General features: G+C 56.7%; 25 protein-coding genes. 19 read left to right on the top strand and 6 right to left on the bottom strand.

All coding sequences use genetic code 11. The features are described from left to right. Positions 1–156 precede the first annotated feature (156 nt). Positions 157–657 (top strand): hypothetical protein, encoded by a 501-nt coding sequence (locus NNL35_RS22680; protein WP_040729714.1) that lies wholly within the window; start codon positions 157–159, stop codon positions 655–657. A gap of 95 nt (positions 658–752) precedes the next feature. Here NNL35_RS22680 and NNL35_RS22675 read toward each other — a convergent pair whose 3' ends face one another. Together NNL35_RS22675 and NNL35_RS22670 are read right to left on the bottom strand one after the other, a co-directional pair. Beyond that, on the bottom strand, positions 753–1,295 hold the full coding sequence (locus NNL35_RS22675) for a DUF1697 domain-containing protein (RefSeq protein WP_006674891.1): 543 nt from the start codon (positions 1,293–1,295) through the stop codon (positions 753–755). 69 nt (positions 1,296–1,364) lie between these two features. Beyond that, entirely contained in the window at positions 1,365–2,432 is a 1,068-nt protein-coding gene (locus tag NNL35_RS22670; RefSeq protein WP_006674890.1) for an AI-2E family transporter, read from the bottom strand. A gap of 329 nt (positions 2,433–2,761) precedes the next feature. Between NNL35_RS22670 and rpiA the strand changes: the two genes are divergently transcribed. Continuing rightward, the gene (rpiA, locus tag NNL35_RS22665) at positions 2,762–3,457 is read left to right on the top strand and encodes a ribose-5-phosphate isomerase RpiA (protein ID WP_050979353.1); all 696 of its coding nucleotides are present in this window, start codon (positions 2,762–2,764) and stop codon (positions 3,455–3,457) included. Beyond that, positions 3,454–3,726, top strand: a complete 273-nt coding sequence (locus NNL35_RS22660; protein WP_006674888.1) for a hypothetical protein — start codon at positions 3,454–3,456, stop codon at positions 3,724–3,726. The genes rpiA and NNL35_RS22660 overlap by 4 nt, the downstream gene beginning before the upstream one ends. Before the next feature lie 70 nt (positions 3,727–3,796). On the opposite strand, the gene NNL35_RS22655 is transcribed toward NNL35_RS22660, so the two are convergent. Beyond that, a complete protein-coding gene (locus tag NNL35_RS22655; protein ID WP_083835474.1) occupies positions 3,797–4,654 on the bottom strand; it encodes a helix-turn-helix transcriptional regulator in 858 nt (285 codons plus the stop codon). Between the two features lie 128 nt (positions 4,655–4,782). Between NNL35_RS22655 and NNL35_RS22650 the strand changes: the two genes are divergently transcribed. The 8 genes from NNL35_RS22650 to arcC all read left to right on the top strand — a co-directional run bounded on the left by NNL35_RS22650 (position 4,783) and on the right by arcC (position 15,014). Beyond that, on the top strand, positions 4,783–5,715 hold the full coding sequence (locus NNL35_RS22650; RefSeq protein WP_040729710.1) for a carbohydrate ABC transporter permease: 933 nt from the start codon (positions 4,783–4,785) through the stop codon (positions 5,713–5,715). Positions 5,716–6,179: 464 nt separating this feature from the next. Beyond that, positions 6,180–7,016: a carbohydrate ABC transporter permease gene (locus tag NNL35_RS22645; RefSeq protein WP_040729775.1), complete on the top strand. Its 837-nt coding sequence runs from the start codon at positions 6,180–6,182 to the stop codon at positions 7,014–7,016. Positions 7,017–7,135: 119 nt separating this feature from the next. Then, positions 7,136–8,512: an extracellular solute-binding protein gene (locus NNL35_RS22640; RefSeq protein ID WP_006674884.1), complete on the top strand. Its 1,377-nt coding sequence runs from the start codon at positions 7,136–7,138 to the stop codon at positions 8,510–8,512. A gap of 321 nt (positions 8,513–8,833) precedes the next feature. After that, entirely contained in the window at positions 8,834–10,093 is a 1,260-nt protein-coding gene (locus tag NNL35_RS22635) for an MFS transporter (RefSeq protein WP_006674883.1), read from the top strand. A 34-nt stretch (positions 10,094–10,127) separates the two neighbouring features. Then, on the top strand, positions 10,128–11,882 hold the full coding sequence (gene fdrA, locus NNL35_RS22630; protein WP_006674882.1) for an acyl-CoA synthetase FdrA: 1,755 nt from the start codon (positions 10,128–10,130) through the stop codon (positions 11,880–11,882). A gap of 22 nt (positions 11,883–11,904) precedes the next feature. After that, the gene (locus NNL35_RS22625) at positions 11,905–13,164 is read left to right on the top strand and encodes a YlbE family protein (protein WP_006674881.1); all 1,260 of its coding nucleotides are present in this window, start codon (positions 11,905–11,907) and stop codon (positions 13,162–13,164) included. Between the two features lie 111 nt (positions 13,165–13,275). Further along, positions 13,276–14,067, top strand: a complete 792-nt coding sequence (locus tag NNL35_RS22620) for an oxamate carbamoyltransferase subunit AllH family protein (RefSeq protein ID WP_254553749.1) — start codon at positions 13,276–13,278, stop codon at positions 14,065–14,067. Beyond that, positions 14,067–15,014, top strand: coding sequence for a carbamate kinase (gene arcC / locus NNL35_RS22615; RefSeq protein WP_006674879.1), 948 nt, complete (start codon positions 14,067–14,069; stop codon positions 15,012–15,014). The genes NNL35_RS22620 and arcC overlap by 1 nt, the downstream gene beginning before the upstream one ends. A 106-nt stretch (positions 15,015–15,120) precedes the next feature. Here the strand turns inward: arcC and pruA are convergent, their stop codons facing one another. Together pruA and NNL35_RS22605 are read right to left on the bottom strand one after the other, a co-directional pair. Next, positions 15,121–16,668: an L-glutamate gamma-semialdehyde dehydrogenase gene (gene pruA, locus NNL35_RS22610; RefSeq protein WP_006674878.1), complete on the bottom strand. Its 1,548-nt coding sequence runs from the start codon at positions 16,666–16,668 to the stop codon at positions 15,121–15,123. Between the two features lie 42 nt (positions 16,669–16,710). Next, entirely contained in the window at positions 16,711–17,631 is a 921-nt protein-coding gene (locus tag NNL35_RS22605; RefSeq protein ID WP_006674877.1) for a proline dehydrogenase family protein, read from the bottom strand. A 219-nt stretch (positions 17,632–17,850) separates the two neighbouring features. On the opposite strand from NNL35_RS22605, the gene NNL35_RS22600 reads away from it, so the two are divergent. The 5 genes from NNL35_RS22600 to NNL35_RS22580 all read left to right on the top strand — a co-directional run bounded on the left by NNL35_RS22600 (position 17,851) and on the right by NNL35_RS22580 (position 22,479). Next, positions 17,851–19,137 carry a sigma-54-dependent Fis family transcriptional regulator gene (locus tag NNL35_RS22600; protein WP_040729701.1) on the top strand — a complete coding sequence of 429 codons (1,287 nt, stop codon included), beginning with the start codon at positions 17,851–17,853 and terminating at the stop codon, positions 19,135–19,137. A gap of 53 nt (positions 19,138–19,190) precedes the next feature. Beyond that, entirely contained in the window at positions 19,191–19,718 is a 528-nt protein-coding gene (locus NNL35_RS22595) for a DUF2569 domain-containing protein (protein ID WP_006674875.1), read from the top strand. 27 nt (positions 19,719–19,745) lie between these two features. Then, positions 19,746–20,915: a GNAT family N-acetyltransferase gene (locus tag NNL35_RS22590; RefSeq protein WP_006674874.1), complete on the top strand. Its 1,170-nt coding sequence runs from the start codon at positions 19,746–19,748 to the stop codon at positions 20,913–20,915. A 123-nt stretch (positions 20,916–21,038) separates the two neighbouring features. Beyond that, positions 21,039–21,449, top strand: coding sequence for a DUF2500 domain-containing protein (locus tag NNL35_RS22585; RefSeq protein WP_006674873.1), 411 nt, complete (start codon positions 21,039–21,041; stop codon positions 21,447–21,449). Positions 21,450–21,513: 64 nt separating this feature from the next. Next, positions 21,514–22,479 (top strand): alpha/beta hydrolase, encoded by a 966-nt coding sequence (locus NNL35_RS22580; protein WP_006674872.1) that lies wholly within the window; start codon positions 21,514–21,516, stop codon positions 22,477–22,479. Here the strand turns inward: NNL35_RS22580 and NNL35_RS22575 are convergent. Further along, positions 22,476–22,727, bottom strand: coding sequence for a hypothetical protein (locus tag NNL35_RS22575; protein WP_254553748.1), 252 nt, complete (start codon positions 22,725–22,727; stop codon positions 22,476–22,478). The two genes, NNL35_RS22580 and NNL35_RS22575, sit on opposite strands and share 4 nt — an antisense overlap. 212 nt (positions 22,728–22,939) lie before the next feature. Between NNL35_RS22575 and NNL35_RS22570 the strand changes: the two genes are divergently transcribed. From NNL35_RS22570 to NNL35_RS22560, 3 genes are all read left to right on the top strand, one after another. Continuing rightward, on the top strand, positions 22,940–23,578 hold the full coding sequence (locus NNL35_RS22570; protein WP_006674870.1) for a class I SAM-dependent methyltransferase: 639 nt from the start codon (positions 22,940–22,942) through the stop codon (positions 23,576–23,578). Positions 23,579–23,682: 104 nt separating this feature from the next. Next, entirely contained in the window at positions 23,683–24,282 is a 600-nt protein-coding gene (locus NNL35_RS22565) for an HD domain-containing protein (RefSeq protein ID WP_006674869.1), read from the top strand. Positions 24,283–24,324: 42 nt separating this feature from the next. Next, positions 24,325–25,314: a BadF/BadG/BcrA/BcrD ATPase family protein gene (locus NNL35_RS22560; RefSeq protein WP_006674868.1), complete on the top strand. Its 990-nt coding sequence runs from the start codon at positions 24,325–24,327 to the stop codon at positions 25,312–25,314. Positions 25,315–25,350 lie beyond the last annotated feature (36 nt).

Below are 25,350 nucleotides of genomic sequence, written 5' to 3'. Positions count from 1 at the left end.
AACTTTGTAAATAATCTTAAAGTATTGATCAAATATTCCGATATAGTAAAAAAGGGTTGTTAACTCCTTGGATTTGTAGGTCTTTATCACTATTTTTGCAGCCGCGCTTTCTCAAATGGCTGGCCCGACTAAGTTGAACTCTGAAGGGGGATTACTATGCTGTTTAGTCGTATCGTTCGTTTGCCTTCATTTATGCTGGTAGGGGAATATTGCGAGTCGCTGGATGAGATGCGCCTTGTATGCCGAACCTTGCCCTTCCTGCACGGTTCCGGTCTGCTTCCGCCGGAAGCGCATAGGTATAGCATTGGCCTCGGGATGAACGGCCGCTTTTTTGCCGGTATTCCTTATGCACAATCGTTGTACTCCCCGGAACAAGCGAAGCAGCTCGCGTTCCATTCGTTCCAGGGAGGAATGTATCGGGTGTCTCCGTTCGAAGCGGTCGCCGCGGGGCTGGGCGGGCAGCACAAGGAATGTCTGACCTTCCCGAATATCGGCCTGCCGAACGGCAGGGATGTCGTCTATGAGTTCCGGCGCAGCGGCAATACGTATGCGGAATCGAGGCTGTACATACCGGTAGGAAGGTGGTCTGCCGAGGCGTACGCATCGAGCCGGTTCAGAGGCCGGGATGCGTGCCGGAACAAGCTGACGGTGGCTTGACATGAGGCGTTCCATGCGCTGGATGGACAAATCCCCTGACGGTTCAAGCCGCCAGGGGATTCTTCACGATAGCTTCGCTTCAGATAGCAGGGTTTTCACTCCGTCATCGCTTGCGCCATGGCCGAGAGCTTCTTCACCGTGTTCCAGTTGCGCGTCGTTGACGGAACGCCCAGCTTAGTAACCTGATTGGCCAGCTTGGAGTTCCGTATGCTCTGATCGAACAAGAGATACATATCCCGCCCGTGAGGGGAGAACTTGTCCGGTTCATTCTCTCCGCCGGGGAGGCGCCGGAGCTGTTCTTCCGCCGGTGCTTCGGTCATGAAGGCTGCGTACAGGCTCACCTTGCCCGGGGACGTGTCTTCCGGATAAGGGCAATCCGCGATCAGCCGCTCCAGCTCCGATGCGGTCCGCAGGATAACCGTGACCGGCATATCCAGGGCCGCCAGGATGCCCTGCTCGATGCGCTGGCGAAGCGGCGCTTCTTCCTCCTCGGTAACGAACAGGACATTCCCGCTCTGGATATAAGTCTGCACCTGCTGCAGCCCCATTTTTGCAAAGATCGTCCTTAATTCCGCCATTTTGATCCGCTTATGGCCGCTGACGTTAATGCCTCGCAGCAGAGCGATATAGATAGCCATCGGCATCGCCTCTTTTCCTATGGATAAAATGATCCCCGCACAGAGCGTGTCTGACCAGGGACCTGTTGTTCATGCCTTCGGCTTCTCCTGAGCCTGCTCCGTCTTCGCTTTCGGCTGCTTGGAGAACACGTTGACCTCCAGCAGATCCAGCAGGAACATGAAGATCGGAATGCCGAGAATCAGCCCCCACACGCCCATAAAATGCTCGGATACGATCAGGATGGCAAAAGTATAGAATATCGGCAGATGCACCTTCGAGGACATGAGCTTCGGATTCAAAATATACGATTCAATAGCATGAATGACGATAATCATAATGATGACCATGACGACCTTGCTCAGCCCGCCGACGCTGAAGGCGATCGCGCAGAGCGGAATCAGCGAGATGATAACGCCCATAACCGGGATAAGACCGAGCACGAAGATCATAATCGCCAGCCCGAACAATTGCGGGAAGCCCATAATCCACAGGGCCAGCGTGGACAGAATGCTGTTGATGAGCGCGATCAGGAATTGCGCTTCGATAACTTTGCCGAAGGAGTAGAGGAACTTTCTGCCGAAGTACTCCAATTCGTTGTAGAACGGACCGACCTTGCTTTCTCTGAATTTGTTGGTGAACTCATGCACCCGCTTCTTGTCCAGATTGAAGAACAAGCTTAGCACGAGCGCGATAACCAGATGGGTTCCCCATTGGCTGATGTCCGTAATCGACTTGACGAGGAAGCCGAAGCCCTGATTCAGGTAGCTGGCCAAATCAATCTTCTGCAGCGACTCCATAATGTAGTCCATGATTGCATTGTCGTAGACATCCGCTTCCTTGTAGAACTGGATAATAATTTGAACCAACTGGTTGATCTGGGTGATGACCTTGGGCAAAAAGTTATAGGTTCCCGCCCCCAAAATGGATAACAGCGCCGCATAGAGAAGAATGACGGTTACACGGAAATCGATGTTGACATACTTCCGGAGACGAGAATAAAGAAAGGTATGAAGCCGGTCGATCAGGAAGGTTAAAATAAAGGTGAGCAAGATAAGATTGAGAATGCTTCTCACCGAAAATAGCAGGACGACAAGAAAGAGTAGAGTCACGATCCTTCTCGCGCCCGGTCCTTTGAAAAAATCTTTCAACATCTGCATCCAACGTATGGCTCCTTTAATGTATGCTATGAAAATGTCTGCTCTGCCACTATCCTATTCAAGAATATGATACCTCATACTCCAAAGCAAGCTTTCTGGAGAGGAGTATTTTCCTAGAGTTCCCGTTTTCTTCACGAGAAGACGGAAGGAACGAATAGAACCGCTTCATTAATGGATAAGATGGGGATAAATGTATGGAGATTTGACGCGGCGGCCGTCGAATGGCATTCGAGGATAAATTCGTTCTATAATGGAGAGAGAAGAATCTGCAACGGGCTGTGCCGGCCGCAAGCGCGGCTGGGCGCAGCGGACAGGAAGGGGCGGAAGCTATGGAAGCGAAGCGAGGTGCCGCCGAAGAGGCGGTGAAGTTCATCCGGGAGGGGATGACCGTGGGACTCGGCACCGGCAGCACGGCCTATTGGGCGATTCATGCGATTGGCGCCCGGGTGGCGGAAGGGCTGCGCATCCAAGCGGTGGCCACCTCGGAGGCGACGGAACGGTTGGCACGGGAATGCGGCATTCCGCTGCTGGACAAGCTGACCGAACTTGACGTGACCATTGACGGGGCCGACGAAGTCGATGGCCGGTTGAATGCGATCAAGGGAGGAGGGGGCGCACTGCTGCGCGAGAAGCTGGTCGCTGCCGCGAGCCGCGAGCTGATTCTCATCGTGGACGACAGCAAGTGCGTTCATCGGCTCGGCGCCTTTCCGCTTCCGGTCGAAATCGTCCCGTTCGGAGCGGAGCTGACGATGCGCCAGATTGGCCGGCTCGGCTGCCGTCCCGTTCTTCGCGAGAAGGAAGGGCGCCCGTTCGTGACGGACAACGGCAATTTCATCGCAGATTGCGCATTCGGGCGCATCGAGCAGCCGGAAGAGCTGCAGCATGGGCTGAAGCGGATTACGGGCGTCGTGGATCACGGGCTGTTCATCAGTATGGCGAGCAAGTTGATCATCGGCCACGGGAGCGGCGCCGTCAGCATCCGAGAGCGCGAAGTGAACGATACGACAAAGGGGAGAGAGACATGAACGTAACGATTGTACGGGCAGATATGAAGAAGGATGAGGACGGATCCTACTTGGGGCATGTGGCCTTTCAGCTGGAAGGGTTCCAGTCCGCCTACGAGGTGACCTTGTTCAGCAAGAAGGGCAAGGAATGGGATTACAGTCTGAGCTTTGCCGGATCATCCGGCAGCGAGGAAGAGATCGTGGCATTGGACGACAAGCTGGAGGAAGATGACGACCTGTTCGAGGTGCTGCTGGAAGCGGCATGGCGGACGATGCCGGAAGAAGCCTAGCGCCTTCGTCCCTGCGCTCCATGAGCGCCGGTCCCTTGGCATCCGCATGCGCAGGAGCCCGAGAAGGCCCTTAATCCCGAGCTCGGTAGTGCTGGGGGGAGAGGCCCGTCCATTTTTTGAACAAACGGGAAAAATAATAGGCATCCTCATACCGGAGCAAGGCGGCGATATGCTTGACCGGGGCATCGCTCCCGCGAAGCAGCCGCTTTGCTTCTTCCATCTTCAGCCGGTGTACCCAGTCATGCAGGGTATAGCCGGTATATTTTTTGACTTTGCGGCGAAGCGTAGGCACCGACATCTTCGCCATGCCTGCCAGCCGTTCATCCTCGAGCGGTTCATACACCGCATCGTCGAGCAGCGCCAGCAGCTCGGCCTGCAACTGCTCCTTCCCTTGTGCCGGCCGCCGTTCCGTCCGGCTTCCCCGATCGAAGACGAGCAATTCGAACAGCAGTCCGGCCCGATCCAGCAAATATTCCGAACCGACCTCCAGCAGCGCGCGGAGCTGAGCATGCCGGGCGGGCCACAACATCGGGTCCGGGCAGCCGTCTGCATCTGCTCCATCCGCATAATAACGATACAGTTCCTCCGCCCGCGAGCCGTCGAAGCAGAAGTAGGACAATACCCATCCTGCGGCAGCATCAGGGAGCAGCGCGAATTGCACCTGCGGCTTGACGATGAACCACGCCCCCGTCTGCAGCGGGATTATGCCCCGCTGCTCCGTATGCCAGCTTCCTGCTCCGCGCTCTATCGCCCCATAAACCCAGCAATCGCTAATCAATTCACTGCAGCGGGCTACGGAATCACCGGTCTGGCCGCCCTCCCGCAGCCGCAGGCGTTCCGCGGCGCTTCCCCTGGGCGCGAGCGGAGCGGTAGCACGAATCCGCGCCTCCTTGACCATATAATCCAGGAAGTTGATCATCCGTGTCATTTCACCTCGGCTCAGTCCTGCCTATAATTTGTTGTATCCGCTTACAAGAAGAGGCGAACAACCTGTGATTGAACCCGGAAGGGGGTGCCTTGAACTGCCGTACGATATTGACGCAAGGGGTGATTCTCATGTCTCTGAACGCGAACTCCGCTTCCCGTCACCAGGGTCCGTCCTCTCGAAGCCAATGGAGCCGTAGAGACAGGACAGGATATTTATTTGCCGCGCCGATGCTTATCGGTGTGCTTGTCTTCTCGTTGTATCCGATTCTGGCTGCGCTTTATATGAGCTTCCAGCATACGAACGGAATCGAGGGCCGCTTCAATGGAGTGCAGAATTACCGGAACGTATTAACCGATCCGGTGTTCTGGCAGTCGCTGTACAACACGCTGTTCATGGGTTTGCTGTCCGTCGTCCTTGGCATCGTATCCTCCTTTGTGCTGGCCAGCTTAATCAACAGCCTGCCGTGGACGGGGGGCAAAAACTTTTTCAAGAGCGTCTTCTTCCTTCCCAATGTCGTGTCTGCGGTAGCGACAAGTATTCTGTTCTCCTTCCTGTTCTATCCGGGAGAAGAGGGGTTGCTTAATTTTCTGCTCGCCCAGGTCGGATTGGGACCGGTCGGCTGGTTCACCGACCCGGCCTTTTCCCGGTTCAGCATCGTTCTGATGAGCATGTGGGGCGCTCTCGGATACAACACGATTATTTTCCTCGCCGCATTGCAGAGCGTGCCGCGCGACTTGTACGAGGCGGCGGAGGTCGATGGAGCGAACGGCTTCCGCAAATGGCTCTATATCACGATCCCGTATCTTCGTCCCGTCTTCGTGTTCATGGTCGTGATGGGAACGATAGGCGGCATGAAGCGCTTCACCGATGTATGGCTCATCGGCGGCACGGCCGGCAATCCGGACGGCACGCTGATGACCTCTGTTCTGTATATTTACCGAACCGCCTTCATCGGGCATCAGATGGGGCTGGCCACGGCCGCCTCGTACTTGCTGTTCCTGGTCATTCTTATTTTGACTGTGTTGATTCTCCGCACGAACCGCCGTCATGACGTCGACTAGTAGAGGAAGTTCAAAAAGCCCGCTTTTGATCACGAAGACAATCATGAAGCATCTCGGCATCGAATCTTGCGTTCACCTTCGAAGTCCGGTGCTCATGTAGGTTTCTCCTACACTGTGCGCCTCCTTCTTCAGATTCTCGCAACCTTCTCGGTGCTGAAAACCGGCCTTTTTGAACACCGATTAGAAGAGGAAGTTCAAAAAGCCCGCTTTTGATCACGAAGACAATCAGGAAGCATCTCGGCATCGAATCTTGCGTTCACCTTTGAAGTCCGGTGCTCATGTAGGTTTCTCCTACACTGCGCGCCTCCTTCTTCAGGTTCACGCAACCTTCTCGGTGCTGAAAAGCGGCCTTTTTGAACACCGACTAGTAGAGGAAGTTCAACACGCACTAGAAGGGAGGCAGCCTTATGTCATCAATAGGGAATCCGGCGGTCCCGGGCGGCCCGGTGAATCCGCTCCCGTCCATGCGGCGCAGCCGCCGCGCGAGCCGCGCCCTGATCGCCGCGGTGCTGTCGGTCGGCTCGCTTGTCATGATCGTGCCGTTCCTGTGGATGCTGATTACGAGCTTCGATTGGGGGGCCAGACTGAATATCCCGTTCCCGCCACGGCTTGTCCCGCGCGAATTTTCGATCCGCACCTTCGAAGTCGCGTTTCTTAATATCGATATGCTCAAGTATATTTTTAATTCCATCCTCGTGGCGGGCGGCGTCATTGCCGTCAGTCTGCTGTCGGCGCTGCTGTCCGGCTACGCGCTCTCGAAGATTCGCTTCCGCGGAGCGGGGGTTGTGCTCGTGCTGGCGCTCAGCACCATGATGATCCCGTTCGAGATGACGATGATCCCGCAATATTTGCTGTTCAACAATCTGGGCCTGCTCGATACGTACTGGGCCTTCTATTTGCCGGCCTTGAACTATGCGTTCGGCACGTTCCTGGCGAAGCAATTCATGGATCAGCTGCCGGGCACGCTGCGGGAGGCGGCGATTATCGACGGCGCGAACGAATGGCGCGTATTTTGGCGCGTCTATTTCCCGCTGTGCACGCCGATTGTAGCGACGATCATCATTTTGCAATTTCTCGGGGTGTGGAACGATCTGCTCTGGCCGCTGCTTGTCCTGAGCGATGCCGCCAAATATACGATCCAGCTCGGCCTGGCGATGTTCACCTACAACCAAGGCTTGAACCGGATGCCGGCGATCATTATGGCCGCGACGACGGTAAGCCTGCTGCCGGTGCTTGTTCTCTACCTGTTCCTGCAGCGCTATATCGTGGAGAGCATCGCATTGACGGGCATCAAGCAGTAGCCGTGCGGGAAGCGGCTTGGGCGTCATGTCTCTGGCAGGGCGTTGATATGGAAAAGGGAATCGATGCGGCGCGGACCACCGTCTGCGCGGCGCATTACACATCGGGGAGGCTTGGTGAAATGAAGAGATCGGTATGGATCTGTCTCGCGCTGTCGCTGGCGCTCGTATTGAGCGCCTGTTCCGGAGGCGGTTCGTCCGGCGGGGCGCCGGCGAAGAATTATGAGAAGGTGTCGGACATGAAGGGCACGGTGCGAATCGCGCTTGCCGGCTGGCAGATGGAGAACGGCGTCGACACCTTGACCGGGCGCAAGACCGTCGGGTTCAATCCGTTCATTCAAGATACATTCAAGAAGATGTATCCGAGTATCGAGCTGAAGGTGACCCAGATTCCGTGGGAGAACGCCTTGGCGAAGCAAAAGGCGATGCTGCTCTCCAACGATGTCGATCTCCTCTATACGGGCGGAGCTTACGCCAATCAGTTTTATCAGCAGGGGCTGCTGCGGGATATCGATGATCTGATCGCCGGCGACAGCAGCTTCGATCCCGGCATTTATTTGGAGGGCGTCTTCAAAAATTCATACAGCGTCCGCTCCCTGGACGGCATGAAGCAGTTCGGCATTCCGGTCATTCTCGGCAAGCGGATGGTTGTCTATGACAAACAGATTTTCGAGGATTGGGGCGTAGAGCCGCTGTCCGCGAACCCGACGCCAGAGGAGATTCTGGAGAAGGCGAAGAAAATGACGGGGATGAACCCGAAGACCGGCAAGCAGAACTATGGGCTCTGGTTCAGCGGCAACAGCTTGAATCAGTCGACCTTCGTATCGCTGTCCTATGCTTATGATGTGAATGGGGTGGAAGGCCGTCTCGATAAGCTGCGGGATCTGACATGGAATCTCAATTCCCCGGAGATGGCCAAAGTAATGGAATGGTTCAAGGAAGCGGCGCCGCTGGCGCCGAAGGCATTCATCAACGGGCAGGGCGCCGAGAACTTCGGCCTCGAGGACAACAATATCGCGATCGCTATCGATTCGTCGGGAGGAGCGGCCTTCAATGAATACCGCAGCTCGGGCAAGGCGGAGCTGGTCGATCGCTTCGTTCCGGTCCTCAATATGGGGCCGAACGGAGAAGGCTGGGTGGCGGTCGATCCGTTCGTCATGGCGAAGAACGTGCAGGATGAGAAGGCGGCGTGGGAAGTGATGAAGTTCCTCACCAGTTATGACATGCAGAGACATTTGTATGAGAACGGGTTGGCGACGCCGACCTTGAAAAAGGCGGATTTCGTCGATGAGAAGGACGTCTATACCTCGAAGGCGATGGAACTGGCCGACATCGCGCGCAAAAATCTGATCGATGAGGCGAACCCGTTCTACAATACCCGGATGGTTCCGGTCATCAACGGCTTCATCAGCCAGGCCGCGAACGGCAATCCGACCGATATCGGCAAGCTGCTGTCCGATCTGCAGGCGGAAGCGGTGAAATGGTCGGCCGAGCAGTAAGTTTACTGGAGTTGAGCCCAGCGTTGTAACAGCCGGCATGCATGACTCGGGAGGGTAAAGCCAATGATTTGAATGTCTCCCTTAACCATTGAAAAGTGTATCGTTTTCGATTCATACACGCAAACAGCCCGGAGCTCTCGGCAATCCCCTTGCCGTCGGTTCCGGCTATTTTTTTATTTACTCTTCAAATCCTTTTCATAGCTAGCGCCTGCTCCATTCCAAAATGTGGAGTGAGAGTCCATAAAAAGGGCGATTAGGAATAACGCTCCGATATCTGCAAATGATATGATTACCGACTCAACGAAATGAGGGAACTAGCAAATGGAAGAAACATTGGAGAAACCGTTCAAATCGACTCCAAAGGCGGGGATGCCTTACTATTGGAAGGTTATTCTCGTATTTACGCTCGGCTGGGTATTCATGTATGCCGACCGTACCATACTCAATCCGATCATGCCTATTTTGGCGAAAGAATTCGGTATCAACAATGCGCAGCTCGGTTTGATCAACAGTGTGTTTTTTCTCGCCTATGCGGTTCTGCAGATTCCAGCGGGAACGCTTGGCGACCGGTTGGGGCGCAAGAACGTTCTTGTCCCCGGATATATTCTATTTGGCATAGCTACCGCTTTTACCGGGATCGCCAACTCCTTTTTCATGCTCCTCCTTGCCCGGATCGTGACCGGCATAGGCGAAGGGACGTATTACGGTCCGCAGTACGCGTTGTCATCCGAAGCGATTCCCGAGAAAGTACGTACGGTTGGCACGGCGGTCATTAACAGCGGGCAAGCGATCGGGATTTCGCTAGGCTATATTACGGCCAGCACCTTAACGCTGGAGCACGGTTGGAACTGGAGAATCCCGTTCTACATTATGGCCATTCCGACGATCATCACCGCTCTCTTGATTTGGTTCGTGATTAAGGAGAAGCCTCGCAAGTTTAATGTGGAGGCTCGGGGAGCGGATACGAAAAAGGGCGAGACCCAAAAGACATCCATGTTTGCGTTGTTCAAAAACCGCAACCTTTCGCTCACGTTCATCATGGTATTCTGCTCGCTCTACGGATTTTTCGCGATTCTCACCTGGCTCCCGCAGTATTTGCAGACCGAGCGGGGCTATCAGGGCAGCGATGTCGGCTTCATCTCTTCGCTCGTTCCATGGGCGTCTATTCCCGGAGCACTTTTCTTCGGGTATTTATCGGACAAGTTCGGAAGACGGAAACCCCTGGTTTATATTTTGGTACCAATCGCCGCTCTGTCCATCTATCTGGTTGTGTACACACAAAGCGACGCAGCGATGATGTTCGCCTTAATTGTCTATGGCTTAACCGGCAAGCTGGCGCTGGACCCTGTGCTCGTCGCCTTTGTAGCGGATAACGCACCTAAGGAAGCATACAGCACCGCGTTCGGACTGTACAATTTTATCGGAATGAGCTCCTCCATTCTCGCTCCTTACATTACGGGGTATTTGGTGGATACCACGGGCAGCATGCGGTCCGGTTTTTTCCTGGCCATGATTTTGCTGTTTATCGGTCTGGCTGCGATGATTTTTACCAAAGAAAAACCAAGAACGAGAACGGCCTAACGATCCGGGTCGGCATCAGGAAAGGGAGATTATCGTGCTTAAAACCATTATTAAAGAAAACGTGTATCAGGACTCGGTCAGCTTAATGCTCCTTACGAACAAGCTGTCCGCCATGGAAGGCATCAACCGGATCTCGGTCATGATGGGCACCCCCGCCAACCTGGATATCTTCCGTAATACCGGCTTGTATACACCGGAGCTGGACCGGGCCAAGCCCAATGATATCTGTATCGTAATCGATACGGAGCAGACGGAGAAAGTGACGGAAGTGTTGAATGAAATCGATTCTTTTTTGAAAAATCAAGCGTTGGCCGGCGCTAAAAACGATTATGATAAAGTCCGCACGTGGGACCGGGCCATGCAGCTGCTGCCCGAAGCCAATCTGGCGCTTTTGTCTATTCCGGGCGAATATGTCGCGGACGAGGCCCATAAAGCATTGGACAAAGGGCTCCATGTATTTATTTTTAGCGACAATGTGCCCGAAACGGATGAACTGGCGCTGAAACGGAAAGCGAAAGAGAAAGGGCTTCTCGTGATGGGACCCGACTGCGGGACAGGGATATTGGCCGGAGTTCCGATCGCCTTCGCGAATGTAATCAGCACGGGGAAAATCGGGATCGTCGGCGCATCCGGAACCGGCATTCAGGAGGTATCCACCATTATCGACCGGTTGGGCGGTGGGGTTAGCCATGCCATCGGGACCGGCGGCCGCGACCTGAGCGAGTCGATCGGCGCCTTGACGATGCTGGACGGCATTGCCGCGTTGGAGGCTGATGCGAATACCGAGTTGATCGTCGTGATTTCGAAGCCTCCCGCCCCTGAGGTCAAGAACAAAGTGACGGCGTTCCTGCAGTCTCTGTCCAAGCCGTCCGTTGCCATCTTCACGGGAGAGAAGCCGTTGGAGCCGGAAGGCAACGTTCATTATGCTTACACTTTGGAGGACACGGCGGTAATGGCCGTTCAGCTGGCCTATGGTAAAACGCCCGCATCCCCCGGCACACGAGGGACGGGCGCGGAAGAGGACCATGCATTGCAGTCCGGACAGTCCTATATTAAAGGCTTGTATTCGGGAGGCACGCTGGCGACAGAAGCCGCCATGCTCGTACGGGAAGCGTTCGGCATTCCGGCTTCGCTGAAGCATGAGGACGGCTATATCTTCAAAGATCAAGGACATGAAATTATTGACCTTGGCGACGATATCTACACGAAAGGCCGTCCGCATCCCATGATCGATCCGTCCACTCGCAAGGAATTGATCGGCAATATGGCAAAAGATCCGCACACGGCGGTGATTTTGTTCGACGTCGTCTTAGGTTACGGTTCCCATGAAGATATGGCCGGGGAACTGATTCCTTCCATTCGGAACGCAAGATCGCAGGCTTCCGGGGAAGGACGAACCGTTTACTTCGTGTGCTCCGTCTGCGGCACCGATCAAGATCCGCAAAATTACGGGGAGCAAAGACGAAAGCTTGAAGAGGCCGGTGTCATTGTGGAAGACAGCAACGTGCAGGCTGTCAAGCGGGCGTTACATCTTGTCGGCAAATCGGTGCCGTCTATGCCCGCCTATTCCGCTGGGCCTGTGGGCACTCCGCACAGTTCGGCCAACGCGGCTGAGGTGCCGGAAGCGACGGCCAAGCTGTTGTCCGGCAAGCCGCGCGTGATCAATCTCGGCCTGCCGAGCTTCGCGGACACGATCCACCGGTATGAAGGGAAAGTCGTTCAATTCGACTGGCGTCCGGTAGCAGGAGGCAATAAAAAGCTAGCAAATATTTTGTCCAAATTAAAATAACGACACGTAAGGAGAACGTACTATGTACAATACGATTGACGAAGCCAACCGGGCGGTAGTCGAGAAAATAGCCGGCGCACAGCCGTTCCTGATCGACGTTGTTCCTGCCAAATCCGTTATTGAGGAATTGAACGGCCGTACGCTGCTTCATGCCGGGCCGCCCATCGATTGGCCGGATATGACCGGACCGATGAAAGGTTCCTGCATCGGGGCGCTGCTCTTTGAAGGTTGGGCCGCGACGGAGGATGAAGCGAAGAAGATGCTGGAAGGCGGGGAAATCCGATTCGTCCCCTGTCACCACGTCAACGCTGTCGGTCCGATGGGCGGTATTACATCGGCGAATATGCCTGTTCTCGTGGTAGAGAATCGCTCAGAAGGCAACCGCGCCTATTGCAACCTGAACGAAGGGATCGGCAAGGTGTTGCGCTTCGGCGCCTATAGTGAAGAAGTAATCAGCCGTCTCCGCTGGATTCGCGACGTCCTCGGTCCCGGGATGTCCAAAGCGCTGAAAGCTTCCGACGGGGGCATCAATCTGAATGTCGTCGTCGCCAAGGCGATTACGATGGGTGACGAATTTCATCAGCGCAACATTGCAGCCTCTCTGCTGCTTCTCAAAGAACTGGCGCCGCTCTTATTGGCGACCGATGTGCCCGAGACGGACAAAAGAACGATCATCAAATTTTTAGCGGATACCGACCAATTCTTTCTCAACGTGATGATGGCGTCCTGCAAGGCAATCATGGATGGCGCGCGCACCATTCAAGCCGGCACGATTGTCACCGCCATGACCCGCAACGGCAAAGATTTCGGCATACGGGTGAGCGGATTGGGCGATCAATGGTTTACCGCGCCGGTCAATACGCCGAAAGGATTGTTCTTTACGGGCTATTCGCAAGAGGACGCCAACCCGGATATCGGGGATAGCGCCATCACGGAGACGTTCGGGGTCGGCGCCATGGCCATGATTGCCGCACCGGGGGTCACCCGCTTCGTCGGCGCCGGCGGATTCGATGACGCATTGGCCATCAGCAATGAAATGGCGGAAATCTGCTTCGAGCGGAACAGCAATCTCACCGTCCCTACATGGAACTTCCAAGGAATCTGCCTGGGTATCGACATCCGCAAAGTGATTGAAACGGGGATCACGCCGGTCATAAATACGGGCATCGCCCATAAAGAACCCGGGATTGGGCAGGTAGGGGCCGGTACGGTCAATGCGCCGCTCGCTTGCTTCGAGAAGGCGCTGATCGCTCTGGCTGAAGCTATGGGCATTGCAGACTGACGTATGCTCGTCGTCCAAGGGGAGGCATACAGTTCGAATATCCCTGGGCTTGTCCGGCAAAGCGGTCGCGGAACGGTACATAGCCGCTTTCGCAACGGAATAAATATTCGAATGGGGCGGCGGCTTTTATTTATAGGTACCGCACAGAATGGATATTTGCCCTTTGCTGTTCATATTGACCGCGAATCCGTCGATCGAATCGCTTGCCGGATTCGTCCCGGCGGCAGGATGGCTGTGGAGTTCCGCGAAGGCGCATTATGGCTGGGCGAACGGAATGTCGCAGTGCGTCTGGACAACGCCTCGGTATTCTGCAGCATGCTGAGCCGCTCCCCGGCCGACCCCAGAATACGGTCCGCCAATTTTCGGCGGTTCGCTGCCTTGCTTTCCATGTATTCCGGGATCACGGGATTTGGCATGAGCGCCGTTGAGGTGATGGACATTTTGCGCAAAGACACCGCTCGGACTGAATTGGGGCAGGCATTGATTGGATGCCGGACATACCTCGGCTGCTGCGATCCGTCACTGCAGTGGCGGGCCGTTCGGCCACTTATCGGTTACGGTGCGGGGCTGACGCCGGCAGGCGACGACTTTCTGATCGGCGCTTTAGGCGCCGGGTTGTATGCCGGCCGCGTATCTGCTGTCATTGTGTCCAAGCTGGCCGAGCGTTTGGCGCAGCATCCGGATCTGACGACCGATGTGAGCCTGGAGTATCTTCATTACGCTGTGAGCGGACAATTCGGAAGCCGCGTACTGGAGGTGCTGAATGCACTCTGCTGCCAGATGCCAACCTATGTGGCCAGAGCCGTGTGGTCGCTAATCGGCACGGGCCGCACGTCGGGGATCGATACCGCTCTGGGCATTTACTGCACGATTGCCAAATTAGAAAAGGAGGTATCGCCTTGATGAAGACCGTGCTGATTGCGCTCGGCGGCAACGCGATTTTGCAAGCCAATCAAACCGCGACTTACGAGACCCAACTGCAAAATATCCAGACGTGCTGCACCATTATCGCAAAGATCGTTCACAAAGGTTATCGCGTTATACTTACTCACGGCAACGGTCCGCAAGTGGGGCATATTTTGCTGCAGAACGAAATGGCCAAGGATTCAGTCCCTATGCTGCCGCTGCATGTATGCAGCGCCGAGAGCCAGGGATTTATCGGCTATATGATGCAACAATCGTTACTGAACGAATTAACGAGGCAGGGGATCGAGCGGCAGGTCGTTTGTCTTGTGACATCGGTGGAGGTATCCCCGGACGACGACGCCTTCGGACGTCCCACTAAGCCCATCGGTTCGTTCTACAGTAAGGAAGAAGCCGAACGGCTCGCTGCGGAGAAGGGGTGGACCGTGAAGGAGGATTCCGACCGCGGCTGGCGCCGTGTCGTTCCCTCTCCTCATCCGCGCCGCATTATCGGGAGCAAGGTCATGCGTGAATTGCTCGATGCGAACCACATCGTTATCGCGGCGGGCGGGGGAGGCATTCCGGTTATACGGACAGCGGACGGGATGCTGGAAGGCGTGGATGCGGTAATCGATAAGGACCGTACCGGCAGCCTGCTCGCCAAGGAGATCGGCGCAGACACCTTCATTATGCTAACCGATGTGGAACATGTCTTCATTAACTTCGGCGAACCGGAGCAGCAAGCCCTTAGCGCGGTTTCTATCGAGGACGCGACCCGCTATTTGTCCGCGGGACAATTCGGCAAAGGCAGCATGGAACCGAAAATGAATGCTGCCGTCGATTTTGCCGACAGCGGGGGAACGGCCATTATCGCGTCGCTTCGCAATGCCGATCTCGCCTTGGAAGGCAAGGCTGGAACCCGGATCAGCAAGGGAGCTGACGGATAATGGCCGCGCGGATGGTCCGCTTCCATTGACTATCCGCTAACTGACTTTCCGCCAGCGATGACAAAGCAACGGCTTTTCCGCCTCTGCGGAAAAGCCGTTGTTCATTTTACCATTTCTCCGATACGAGCTTCGCTTGCGTGAACAAGAGCAAATAATCGCGTCCGCCCGCCTTGGAGTCGGTGCCTGACATATTGAAGCCGCCGAACGGGTGCACCCCGACGAGCGCGCCGGTGCATTTGCGGTTGAAGTACAGATTGCCGCAGTGCATATGGCGGCGGGCATACTCCAGATGCTCGCGGTTCCGGCTGAATACCGAGCCGGTCAGCCCGTATTCGGTGTTGTTGAAAATATCGATCGCCTGCTTGAAATTTTCCGCCTTGCAGACGGCAAGGACCGGGCCGAATATTTCCTCCAGCATGATCCGCGCTTCCGGCATCACATCCGCGAATACGGTCGGCTGCAGGTAATAGCCGTCGCCTTCGGCGATATCTCCTCCGGCCACGAGGCGCCCTTCGGACGCGCCGATCGCCATATACTCCCGAATTTTGTTGTAGGCGTTCTCATCGATTACCGGTCCGATCGGATAGTTCTCTTCCGGCAGGCCGACCGTCAGCTGCTTCGTCTTCTCGATGATATGGCCCAGCACTTCCTCATAGATCCCCTGATGAATGATGGCGCGGGATCCGGCGGAGCATTTCTGTCCCTGGAAGCCGAAGGCGGACGCAACAATCGCATCTGCTGCCTCGGCCGGATCGGCGCTGCTGTCCACGACGATGCCGTCCTTGCCGCCCATCTCGGCGATGAGACGCTTCATCCAGATCTGTCCTGCCGCCGGACGCGCGATCCGCTCGTTAATCCGCAGGCCGACATCACGGGAGCCCGTGAACGAGACGAAGCGGGTGCGCGGATGATCGACGAGCAGGTCGCCAATCTCGCTGCCCGAGCCGGGCACGAAGTTCAGGACGCCGGCCGGCAGTCCGGCCTCTTCCATGAGCTCGACGAATCGCGCGGCGATGACCGGCGAAGTCGATGCCGGCTTGAGCACGACCGTGTTCCCGGCGACGAGGGCGGCACAGGTCATGCCGGCCATGATGGCGAACGGGAAGTTCCACGGCGGGATGACGACGCCGACGCCGAGCGGGATATACGTCAGCCGATTGTCTTCGCCCGGAAGCGGAGTCAACGGTTGCGGTCCCGCGAGCCGGATCATTTCCCGGCCATAGAATTCAAGGAAGTCAATTGCCTCGGCGACATCGGCATCCGCTTCGGCCCAATTTTTCCCGACTTCATAGACGAGCCAGGCGGAGAACTCGAACTTGCGCCGGCGGATGATGGCGGCCGCCTTGAACAGGTAGCCCGCCCGGACTTCGGGATCGACATGCTGCCAATCCCGGAATGCGGCATCTGCTGCGGCAATCGCTTCATGGGCCAGATTGGCATCGGCCTGAGCGACATAACCGACGACCTGCTTCAGTTGCCCGGGATTAATGGAAGCGGAGCGTCTGTCGGTTGCGATCTCCTGACCGCTGATCTTGAGCGGGTAGGTGCGCCCCAGTTGGGCGCGGACGCGCTCCAGCGCGGTGAGCATCGCTTGGCGGTTATGCTCCTGCTTGAAATCGGTAAACGGCTCGTTGCGGTAATCCACCATCGTCATAATAACGCCTCCTATATATATGAATATGAAATGAAATAACTCCTACGACTTGAAAAGAGACTTCAGCACAAATCCGACATTCGCCGGCCGTTCCGCCAGGCGGCGCATGAAGTAGCCGTACCAATCATTGCCGAACGGGACATAGATCCGCATCGTATAGCCTTCATTGGCCAGATCGCGCTGCGCCTGGGTGCGAATGCCGTAGAGCATCTGGAATTCGAACTGGCTGCGCGGGATATTGTGCTCGATTATGAATTGCTTGACATGCTGGATGATTTTATCGTCATGGGTGGCAATGGCGGCATAGTCGCCATTTCTGAGGTGTTGTTCGATGATGTGAATGAAGTTGCGGTCCACGTCTTCCTTATTCGGGTAAGCGACGTCGGGCGATTCCTTGTACGCGCCCTTCACGAGCCGCAGATTCGGCCGGAACCGGTGCAGGTTGTCGATATCGTCGGCGCTCTTGTACAGATAAGCTTGAATGACGAGGCCGACCGTGTCACCGTATTCCTCTCGCAGCTCGCTGAAAATATCGAGGGAGGCTTCGTTGTGCGCATAATCCTCCATGTCGATGCGGACGAAATTGCCGCAAGCGGCGGCGGTGTCCAGGATGGCCCGCATGTTGCGCATGCACAGCTCGCGGGACAGATCCAGTCCGAGCTGGGTCATCTTGAGCGAGAGATTCGAGCGCACGCCGCTCTTCTCTATCTCCTGCAGCGTGCGTATGCAGAACTGGGTGGATTCCAGGGCCTCCTCCTCCGTAAGAATGAATTCGCCCAGATGATCCAAGGTCGCCACGATGCCGGCATCATTCAGTTCCCGGACTGCCGCGATGGCATCCGCAATCTGCTCGCCGGCGACGAAGCGGCGGGCGCCGAAGCGCAGTCCGTACTTCTTCGCGGCGCGGTTGGCCATGCGATTCTTCGACAGAAATAATAGACTATTTCTCATTAAGCTTTCCATCCGCGACTCTTCCCTTCTTCTGACGAAAAAGTGTTCAAAAAACAGACACATATTCTATTTATGATTAAATATAATCACAAAAGATTGGAAATGTAAACACATTCTTTTGAATGGATTGGAAATTAGGCCGAACGGAAGCTTGGGAATGAATGCTTTTTCATTGCAATCTGATCGAGGTTTTGCCATAATCTAATAAAATTGATTGCTTGGAGATGAACGATGAGTCAGTCAGGAGTAATGGAAGCCGTGCTGAGCGTCCTGCTCGGCGCGATGAATGACGCCGTTACCGTCATTGACAACGAGGGAACGGTACTGTACTGGAATCGAGTGGCGGAAGAGACCTATGGAATCAACGGCGCCGATATAATCGGTCATAAAATAGGAGATTTTTTCCAGAGAGAATCGATTATGCTCTTTCAGGTGATGGACAGCGGCAGCGCGGTCCATCAGGTCTATCATGAGCCGCGGCCGGGCATGCACGTCATGATTAACGCGGCCCCGATTACGGACGAGGCGGGGAAGCCGCTCGGAGCCTTGTCTATTGAACGGGATGTATCGTCCTATGTGAAATTAAGCGCGGAGATGTATCATCATCCTGCAGGCCAGCCGCTGCTGCCGGCCGTATTCCCTTCCGCGCTGTTTCAGCGGCTGCAGACCGCTTTTTCCCTCGGGCAGCCGCTGCTGCTCGCAGGCGAGGCGGGAGTCGGCCGCACCTCGATGGCCGAATGGCTGCATCGGAGCGCCGGACGCTCCGGACGGTTCGTGATGGTTAGCTGCAGCACCGTTCCGGAAGGGATGCTGGAGGCCGAATTATTCGGCTATCAGGGAGGAGAAGAGCGGCCAGGGAAGCTGGAACTGGCGGCCGACGGCACGCTCTATCTGAGAGATATCGACGCGCTTCCTCCGTCGATGCAGGAGAAGCTGGCGGCCATGCTGCGCCTGTCCCGCTTCGAGCGGCTGGGCGGCACGGCATCCGTCCCGCTGCAGTGCCGAATCTGCGGCTCCGTCGGGTCCGAAGCCGCCGCGGAGGGATCGGACCGCCTGCTGCCTTCCTTGCGGTACGCCTTCCAGCTCTATACGGTTCCGCCGCTGCGCGAACGGAAGCAGGACCTGCCGGAGCTGTGCCGGGTTTTCCTGCAGCAGGCGGCCGCCAAGGCAGGAATCACCGCTCCGGAGCTCGCGCCTGATGCGCTGGCGGCGGTATTGGCCATCGATTGGCCGGGCAATCTGTCGCAGCTCAGGAACGCGATGGAATACGCCGCGGCGGCCGCGGCCGGATCCGGCGCGGTGACGTCCGCCCAGCTTCCGGAATATGCCCGCTTGACCACCTTGAATGAATTAACCGATCCGGATCTTCCCCTCAGCGTCCATTCCGGGGAATGGGAGCGCGCCCGCATCGCCGAGACGCTTGAGCGAACGAACGGGAACAAGGCCAAGGCGGCCCGGATGCTGCGGATATCCCGCGGCGCGCTCTACTATAAAATGAAGCAATACGGATTGGACTAGACAAGGCTGAACTGCTGGTCCAATCCCTATCATGAGCGAAAGGAAGGAAAGGAATGAATGCGAATCCTCGCGCCGGTTCTCCCGGCGAGCCGCCCCGCCCGCTGCAGCCGCTGACGCCTTCGTATGAAGGGCTGTCGGGCTGGCTGATTATTGTCCAGATCGGGCTGTGGCTATCTTTACTTATGATTCTCAACTTGCTGTTTTCGGAGATTTTTCCCATTTACCAATCGGATACCTGGAGCCTGCTTACGACGCCCGATTCGGAATACTATCATTCGATGTGGTCGGTGCTTATTATTTTCGAGACGGTAGCTAATGTATTGACGCTCATGCTGCTTGCTATGGTGTTCATTTTGTTCTACCGGAAAAAGAAGCTGCTGCCGACGATGATTATCGTACTGTACATATGGAACATCTTATCGTCCTTTGCCGACTATTATTTGGGCAGTCTGATTCCGGCGGTGCAGGATGCCGATGGCGCAGGCACCCTTACCCAAGTGGTGCCCAGCTCTTTCTTCGGCGTTATCTGGATCATCTATTTCATCCGATCGAAGCGCGTCAAGGCGACCTTCGTCAATTAACATGCCGCGGCTAAGGGGGTACAGACCATGTCTATCCTGATGGAGGAGCCTCTCCATATCGAAGCGCTAACGTGCAATCAGCCGTTCTGCGCCGGCGTCTTCCTCATTCGGGAAGAGCGCGTCGTCATGACGCTCAATGGGGACATGGATGCCGGTGGCCAGGCGGCGATGTGCGATCAGGTCCTGCGCATCGGGGGCGTCGGAGGCGGTCAGGAGCCGGGAGAGACGATGCCCGCCTGCGCGCTGCGGGAAGCGAGGGAGGAACTGGCAACCGAACGGGTACGGTTGAAGTCCTCGCCAGTAACGTATTTTCATGACATGGACACCGGAGAAATACGTTCGGTCACGGTGCGCGACGAGTTGGCGCCGTTCCTGCTTCAGCGGGCAACGAATCCGGCGCCGGATCAGCCGTATAAGCCGGGTCTGCCTGTCGGACCCTATATCTATTACGGCATCTATGCGGCCGAAGCGGATGAATCCGAGCCGCTTGCGCCCGGAGACGATGTCGCGGCGCTGCTGTCCATCCCGATCGGGAGCTGGGATGAGATAGAGCAGGGAATGACGCTGTCCGAAGCGCTGGCGCATGGCTGCACCGTAACGGAAGCGATCCCGCTGCATCGCGATACCCGACTGCATGTGCCAGACACCGAATCGATGCGCATGATTATGCGGCTGTATCCCCAGTTCATAGAGGCTTCAGGCATCGAGCTCCGGCCGTTGGCGCTGACGGACGGCAGCGATATTTACGAGATGCTGCAGACAATGGGGCCCGGGGAGAACGGGTTCTCCAACAGCGGATACGGCATTCGTCCGACACAGTTCCGATCTTACTTGAAATCCTACATAGAGATGTCGCAAGGACGCCGCCTTCCCGCGCATCTCGTACCCCAGAACGTGTACTGGCTGTATGTCCAAGGCTGGCCGGTCGGCATCGGCAAGCTGCGGCATGCGCTGACCGATGCGCTGCGGGAGCGGGGCGGCCATATCGGCTACGCGATTCGACCCGAAGCGCGCCGGCGGGGATACGGCACTGTTATGCTGCGGCTGCTGCTGGCCGAGGCGAGACGGATCGGCCTGCGGGAAGTACTCCTTACCTGCGATGAGGATAATATGGCTTCCAGACGCGTCATCGAGAAGAACGGCGGCCGATTGACCGGGAGTGCAGACGGCATCTGCAAATATTGGATTGCGCTCTGAAGATGTGGGGATTCTGGTGCTGATAAGAACGGAATCTCCCGCTGCTGGGCAGAAGTGGAAAAATAGGTTGCTCATAGCCACCGTGCTCCGGTTATAATATGGAGTAGAGGCAATCAGTCATGAATGAGATTCGGATTACGCAAGCGGGGGGAGAAGATGGACTCCTTATCCCTGATTCCGGCTGACGGCCTCATCGGCCCCTTTTTCCGGCTGCTGTTGTTCCTGGCCGTCTGTATCATCGCTTACGCCGTGCTGCGGGGGGCGGTGCAGTGGCTTCATCATTGCCGCCAGCCGGTTCGCTCGGCAGCTTCTGCCGTCGCGGGCAAGCGGATAGAGCTGCGCCGCGAACGAATGCATCATGACGGGGATGTTCATCATCATTCGCTGGCTGTCCATTACGTCGCATTTCGCCTGGAAGACGGGGAGTACGTGGAGTACAGGGTAAGCCGCGATGAATTCCATCGGCTGGAAGAAGGGGAGGCCGGTCGGTTGTTAGTCCGGGGAGCGCGCTATGTCCGCTTCGAACGGCAGTAGCGGCGCTCCGGGTAAAATTGTATGCATGTTCATCATGATATCGTTGCAAAAAAGGGATGATCGTATGTGGAGTTATGTGGCGGCGGGATGCGTCCTGCTCATCGTTATCGTGAGTGCGAATCTGCTGGGAAGCCATGTGTTCCGGCGCATGATCCTGGGTAAGCGCTCGCTTCCCGAAGATTCGTTCGCCACGGTGGAAGGCATGGGATTGATGTCAAGGGGCGAATTCGAAGCGCTGCCGAAGGAAGAAGCATCCATCTTATCGAAGGACGGGTTCCGGCTGCGGGGATATTATATCGAGCCGCACCCCGGCGGCCGGAAGGTTGTCATTATCGTGCACGGGTATACGGCGAATCACGGCTTTTCGTCCCAATTCATCCGGCTGTTCGCAGACGAAGGCTTCAACGTGCTGCTTATCGACCAGCGCAGTCACGGACGAAGCGAGGGACGTTACGCAACCTACGGCTATTATGAACGGGAAGATCTTGACGCCTGGATCGAATGGGTCCGGCACCGCGTAGGCGAGGATGCTTATATCGGCCTGCACGGGCAATCGATGGGCGGGGGCACCGTGCTGATGCATGCCGGGATGGACCCGGATATCCGCTTCATCATTGCTGATTGTCCCTACTCGGATCTGGAGAAGCTGATGCGATACCAGCTGAAGGATTTGAACCGGGTGCCGATTTTTCCCTTCATGGGCATGCTCGATCGGAGGCTGCGGCGCCGGGCGGCCTTCTCCATGCGCGATGTCAAGCCTATAGAACGGATTCGGGAGCAGGAAGTTCCGCTGCTGCTCATCCATGGCGGCAAGGATGATTTCGTGCCCACCTCGATGAGCGTAGAATTGTATCACGCGAAGACGAAGGGCATCCGACGGCTGCATATCGTCGACGACGCGGTGCATGCGGGGGCCTATCCCACCGATCCGGAGGGGTACCGGGAGGCTGTAAGCCAGTTCCTCGCCGAGGTGCGTGAGCAAGAGCGCCGGGAGCGCCTGCCGGAGAGCGCGGCCGCGGTGGAGGGCTAGAGCCGCAGGCGCACGGCTCCTGTTGGCAGCGGAACCCAAGCGATGAAGTATCCCTTATTCTCATCTCTGTTCCCGAAGCCTTCTTCCCGAAGGCCGGATTCACCCCGCATGCCGGCCTGTTCCGAACGGCGATCTGCGGCTTCGATCGCATTGGCTTGCGATGCGTCTGTGGCCGCTGCCGCTTCACGCTCATTCCAATCGAAGTGAGGCAGTTTCCCTTCTCTTCTATTCTCTTTCCCTGTCATCATCCTGTCCCGTATTGCCGCCGTCCGCCGCATCCGGTTCACCTCATCGAACGGCAGCAGGGCGTCAGTTGACGCCGAGGGACGAAATATGCGATGCTTCTTGTCAAGAAAAGATACATTGTCCGTCGTACAGGTTGGGCGGCTGCTCCTTATCAGGCCATTATGGATCTATGCGAGGTGCAGCCGCCGTTATCTTAATTAGAGGAGGACTGCATATGCCCTACAGAGCGATTCCCGAAGAATTGGAGCAATGGTGCGAGCAAGTGAAGGCGGATACCGAAGCGGCTTATTTGTCATACGGTGCGGATGAGCCTTGGAAGCAATCGGGCATGTCGGGACCGGAACAGCGCTGGAAGGCGCTGCGCAAGCCGGTGGCCGATGCCGTCGAGCATTCCGGATCCTTCCTGGATATCGGGTGCGCCAACGGTTATTTGCTGGAGTCTGTCATCGAATGGACGAAGGAGCGCGGCATTGCCATCGATCCTTACGGGCTCGATATTTCCGAGAAGCTGATTGGGCTGGCGAAGGAACGTCTTCCGGCCTACGCGGATCATTTCTATGTCGGCAACGCCTTCGCCTGGATACCGGAGCGGCGCTTCGATTACGTGGCGACGATGCTCGATATTGCGCCGGAGAAGTACGAAGAAGAGTATATCCATTTTCTGTTGGAGCACCACGTGGCGCCGCAGGGCAAGCTGCTTCTGTTGAAGACCGGAGCTTACGAAGAGCCGGAAGTGTGGCTGCATGAGCGTCTGGGCCGCTATGGCATTATTCATGGCCGCATACTGAACGGCTATGATCCGTTCAATAACCGCCAGACCAGCGTCGCTGTCATTCACCGGGACGAACGGTAAGCGCTGCAGAGCACTAGACGGGGGCCAACCGATCCCAAGGGGCGGATCGCGGACGTGAACCGCTCTTTCGGGAAAATACAGGCATTGAAGGAGATTGGACGATCATGGCATCCATGCAGGATAGACTGGAAATGCATATCGAGTTCATCAAAGAAGTGGATAAATTGAAATCGGTCTTCCGGCAATCGTATTTGCTGGATCGGAGCCGGCATGAGAATGACGCCGAGCACACGTGGCATCTGACGGTGATGGCGATACTGCTGCACGAGTACGCCAACGAGCGGAATCTGAATCTGCTGCGCGTGCTCAAGATGCTCATCATTCACGATATCGTGGAGATTGACGCGGGAGACACGTTCGCCTATGATGCGCAGGGGCAAGAAGACAAATTCGCCAGAGAGTCGAAGGCCGCGAAGCGGCTGTTCGGCATGCTGCCGGAGGAGCAGAAGAATGAGATGATGCAGCTCTGGATGGAATTCGAGCAGCGCCAGACACCGGAGGCCCAATATGCGGCAGGGCTGGACCGGCTGCAGCCTCTGATTCATAACTATACGACCGAAGGAAAATCATGGCAGGAACATGGAATCACCAGCGACCGGGTGCTGGCCCGCATCGGCGGAATCAAGGAAGGATCACAGCAGTTGGGCAGGTTCGCGGAAAAGCTGGTCCAGCAGGCGGTCGAGCGTGGCTATCTGGCCAAATAAGCGGTCCTGCCGCTTCATCATATGAATATGGGGGATGCATGAATGGGCAACATCGTCATCGGCATCGATGGAGGGGGAACGACGACGCGGGTCATGACGGCTTCCTTGGATGGCACGGTCACCGCCTATGCCGAGAACGGCTGCTGCAATCCGAACAAGGATGTGCAGGCGAAGCAGCATGTCAGAGATGCGCTGCAGGAAGCGGCGGCACGTTCCGGCCGCGCCCCGATTGCCGCCCTGTGCGCCGGCCTGGCCGGCCTCGAATCGGAACAAGATATGGTATGGGCAGAAGAATTCACGGACGCGTTCGGCGCTGCAACCGCTTCAATCGTGAGGCGGCATGTCAATGACGGGATGGTAGCGCATGCGGGAGCCTTTCTTGGGAAGCCGGGAATTATGGCGGTAGCCGGAACCGGTTCCGTCGTGTTCGGGGTGAACGAGGCGGGCCGCATCGTGCGCAATCAGGATTTTCACCACTATGCGACGGCGGCCCGATTTTTATCCTATGAAGCGGTGTACAAAATCATTGCCGGCTACGCGGCTGAGGCGGATGAGGCTTGGGTAGGCGAGATCCTGCGCTACTGGGGAACGGCGAGCGTCGATGACCTGAGCGAGCTGGGAGCCCGCGGCTTCGTCCCCGACGAGCATGAACGTATGAGGCGCTTCGGCGAGATGGCGCCCTATGTTACGAGGGCGGCCGGGGCCGGCGTTCCGCTGGCCCGTCTCGTCTGCGACGAGGCTGCCTCCGCGATCGAGGAAGGGATACGCATCGTCGGCTCGCGCTTCAGCGAGGAGACCCTATCCGTCGCGTTCGTAGGCAGCGTCATTCGGGATCCATATATCCGCCGGATCGTCGCCGAGCGGCTGCAGCAGGCGGGCGCGCCCGGCAGAAAGCGCTTCCAGGTCGTCGAGCCGGCGCTGTCCCCTGTGGCCGGGGCAATCGTCTTGGCACTGCAATCGATAGGCGTAGCCATTACGCCCGATATCCTCTCGCGCTTGCGGCGGCACCCGCGTTCAAGAGCGTCGGATTAGCCGGATGGGTGACGTTGAGTGCTCAGATTCGAAGGG

It is taken from the genome of Paenibacillus dendritiformis (assembly GCF_945605565.1).
Classification (GTDB): Bacteria; Bacillota; Bacilli; order Paenibacillales; family Paenibacillaceae; genus Paenibacillus_B; species Paenibacillus_B dendritiformis_A.
Note: the sequence above shows the minus strand (reverse complement) of the source record. Positions and strands in the feature narration are given on the sequence as shown.

Bases quoted from the DNA above. Each gene is read 5' to 3' on its own strand.
- NNL35_RS22680 (WP_040729714.1), top strand. From the start codon at position 157: ATGCTGTTTAGTCGTATCGTTCGTTTGCCTTCATTTATGCTGGTAGGG.
- NNL35_RS22675 (WP_006674891.1), bottom strand. From the start codon at position 1,295: ATGGCTATCTATATCGCTCTGCTGCGAGGCATTAACGTCAGCGGCCAT.
- NNL35_RS22670 (WP_006674890.1), bottom strand. From the start codon at position 2,432: ATGCAGATGTTGAAAGATTTTTTCAAAGGACCGGGCGCGAGAAGGATC.
- rpiA (WP_050979353.1), top strand. From the start codon at position 2,762: ATGGAAGCGAAGCGAGGTGCCGCCGAAGAGGCGGTGAAGTTCATCCGG.
- NNL35_RS22660 (WP_006674888.1), top strand. From the start codon at position 3,454: ATGAACGTAACGATTGTACGGGCAGATATGAAGAAGGATGAGGACGGA.
- NNL35_RS22655 (WP_083835474.1), bottom strand. From the start codon at position 4,654: ATGACACGGATGATCAACTTCCTGGATTATATGGTCAAGGAGGCGCGG.
- NNL35_RS22650 (WP_040729710.1), top strand. From the start codon at position 4,783: ATGTCTCTGAACGCGAACTCCGCTTCCCGTCACCAGGGTCCGTCCTCT.
- NNL35_RS22645 (WP_040729775.1), top strand. From the start codon at position 6,180: ATGCGGCGCAGCCGCCGCGCGAGCCGCGCCCTGATCGCCGCGGTGCTG.
- NNL35_RS22640 (WP_006674884.1), top strand. From the start codon at position 7,136: ATGAAGAGATCGGTATGGATCTGTCTCGCGCTGTCGCTGGCGCTCGTA.
- NNL35_RS22635 (WP_006674883.1), top strand. From the start codon at position 8,834: ATGGAAGAAACATTGGAGAAACCGTTCAAATCGACTCCAAAGGCGGGG.
- NNL35_RS22625 (WP_006674881.1), top strand. From the start codon at position 11,905: ATGTACAATACGATTGACGAAGCCAACCGGGCGGTAGTCGAGAAAATA.
- NNL35_RS22620 (WP_254553749.1), top strand. From the start codon at position 13,276: ATGGGGCGGCGGCTTTTATTTATAGGTACCGCACAGAATGGATATTTG.
- arcC (WP_006674879.1), top strand. From the start codon at position 14,067: ATGAAGACCGTGCTGATTGCGCTCGGCGGCAACGCGATTTTGCAAGCC.
- pruA (WP_006674878.1), bottom strand. From the start codon at position 16,668: ATGACGATGGTGGATTACCGCAACGAGCCGTTTACCGATTTCAAGCAG.
- NNL35_RS22605 (WP_006674877.1), bottom strand. From the start codon at position 17,631: ATGGAAAGCTTAATGAGAAATAGTCTATTATTTCTGTCGAAGAATCGC.
- NNL35_RS22600 (WP_040729701.1), top strand. From the start codon at position 17,851: ATGAGTCAGTCAGGAGTAATGGAAGCCGTGCTGAGCGTCCTGCTCGGC.
- NNL35_RS22595 (WP_006674875.1), top strand. From the start codon at position 19,191: ATGAATGCGAATCCTCGCGCCGGTTCTCCCGGCGAGCCGCCCCGCCCG.
- NNL35_RS22590 (WP_006674874.1), top strand. From the start codon at position 19,746: ATGTCTATCCTGATGGAGGAGCCTCTCCATATCGAAGCGCTAACGTGC.
- NNL35_RS22585 (WP_006674873.1), top strand. From the start codon at position 21,039: ATGAGATTCGGATTACGCAAGCGGGGGGAGAAGATGGACTCCTTATCC.
- NNL35_RS22580 (WP_006674872.1), top strand. From the start codon at position 21,514: ATGTGGAGTTATGTGGCGGCGGGATGCGTCCTGCTCATCGTTATCGTG.
- NNL35_RS22575 (WP_254553748.1), bottom strand. From the start codon at position 22,727: ATGATGACAGGGAAAGAGAATAGAAGAGAAGGGAAACTGCCTCACTTC.
- NNL35_RS22570 (WP_006674870.1), top strand. From the start codon at position 22,940: ATGCCCTACAGAGCGATTCCCGAAGAATTGGAGCAATGGTGCGAGCAA.
- NNL35_RS22565 (WP_006674869.1), top strand. From the start codon at position 23,683: ATGGCATCCATGCAGGATAGACTGGAAATGCATATCGAGTTCATCAAA.
- NNL35_RS22560 (WP_006674868.1), top strand. From the start codon at position 24,325: ATGGGCAACATCGTCATCGGCATCGATGGAGGGGGAACGACGACGCGG.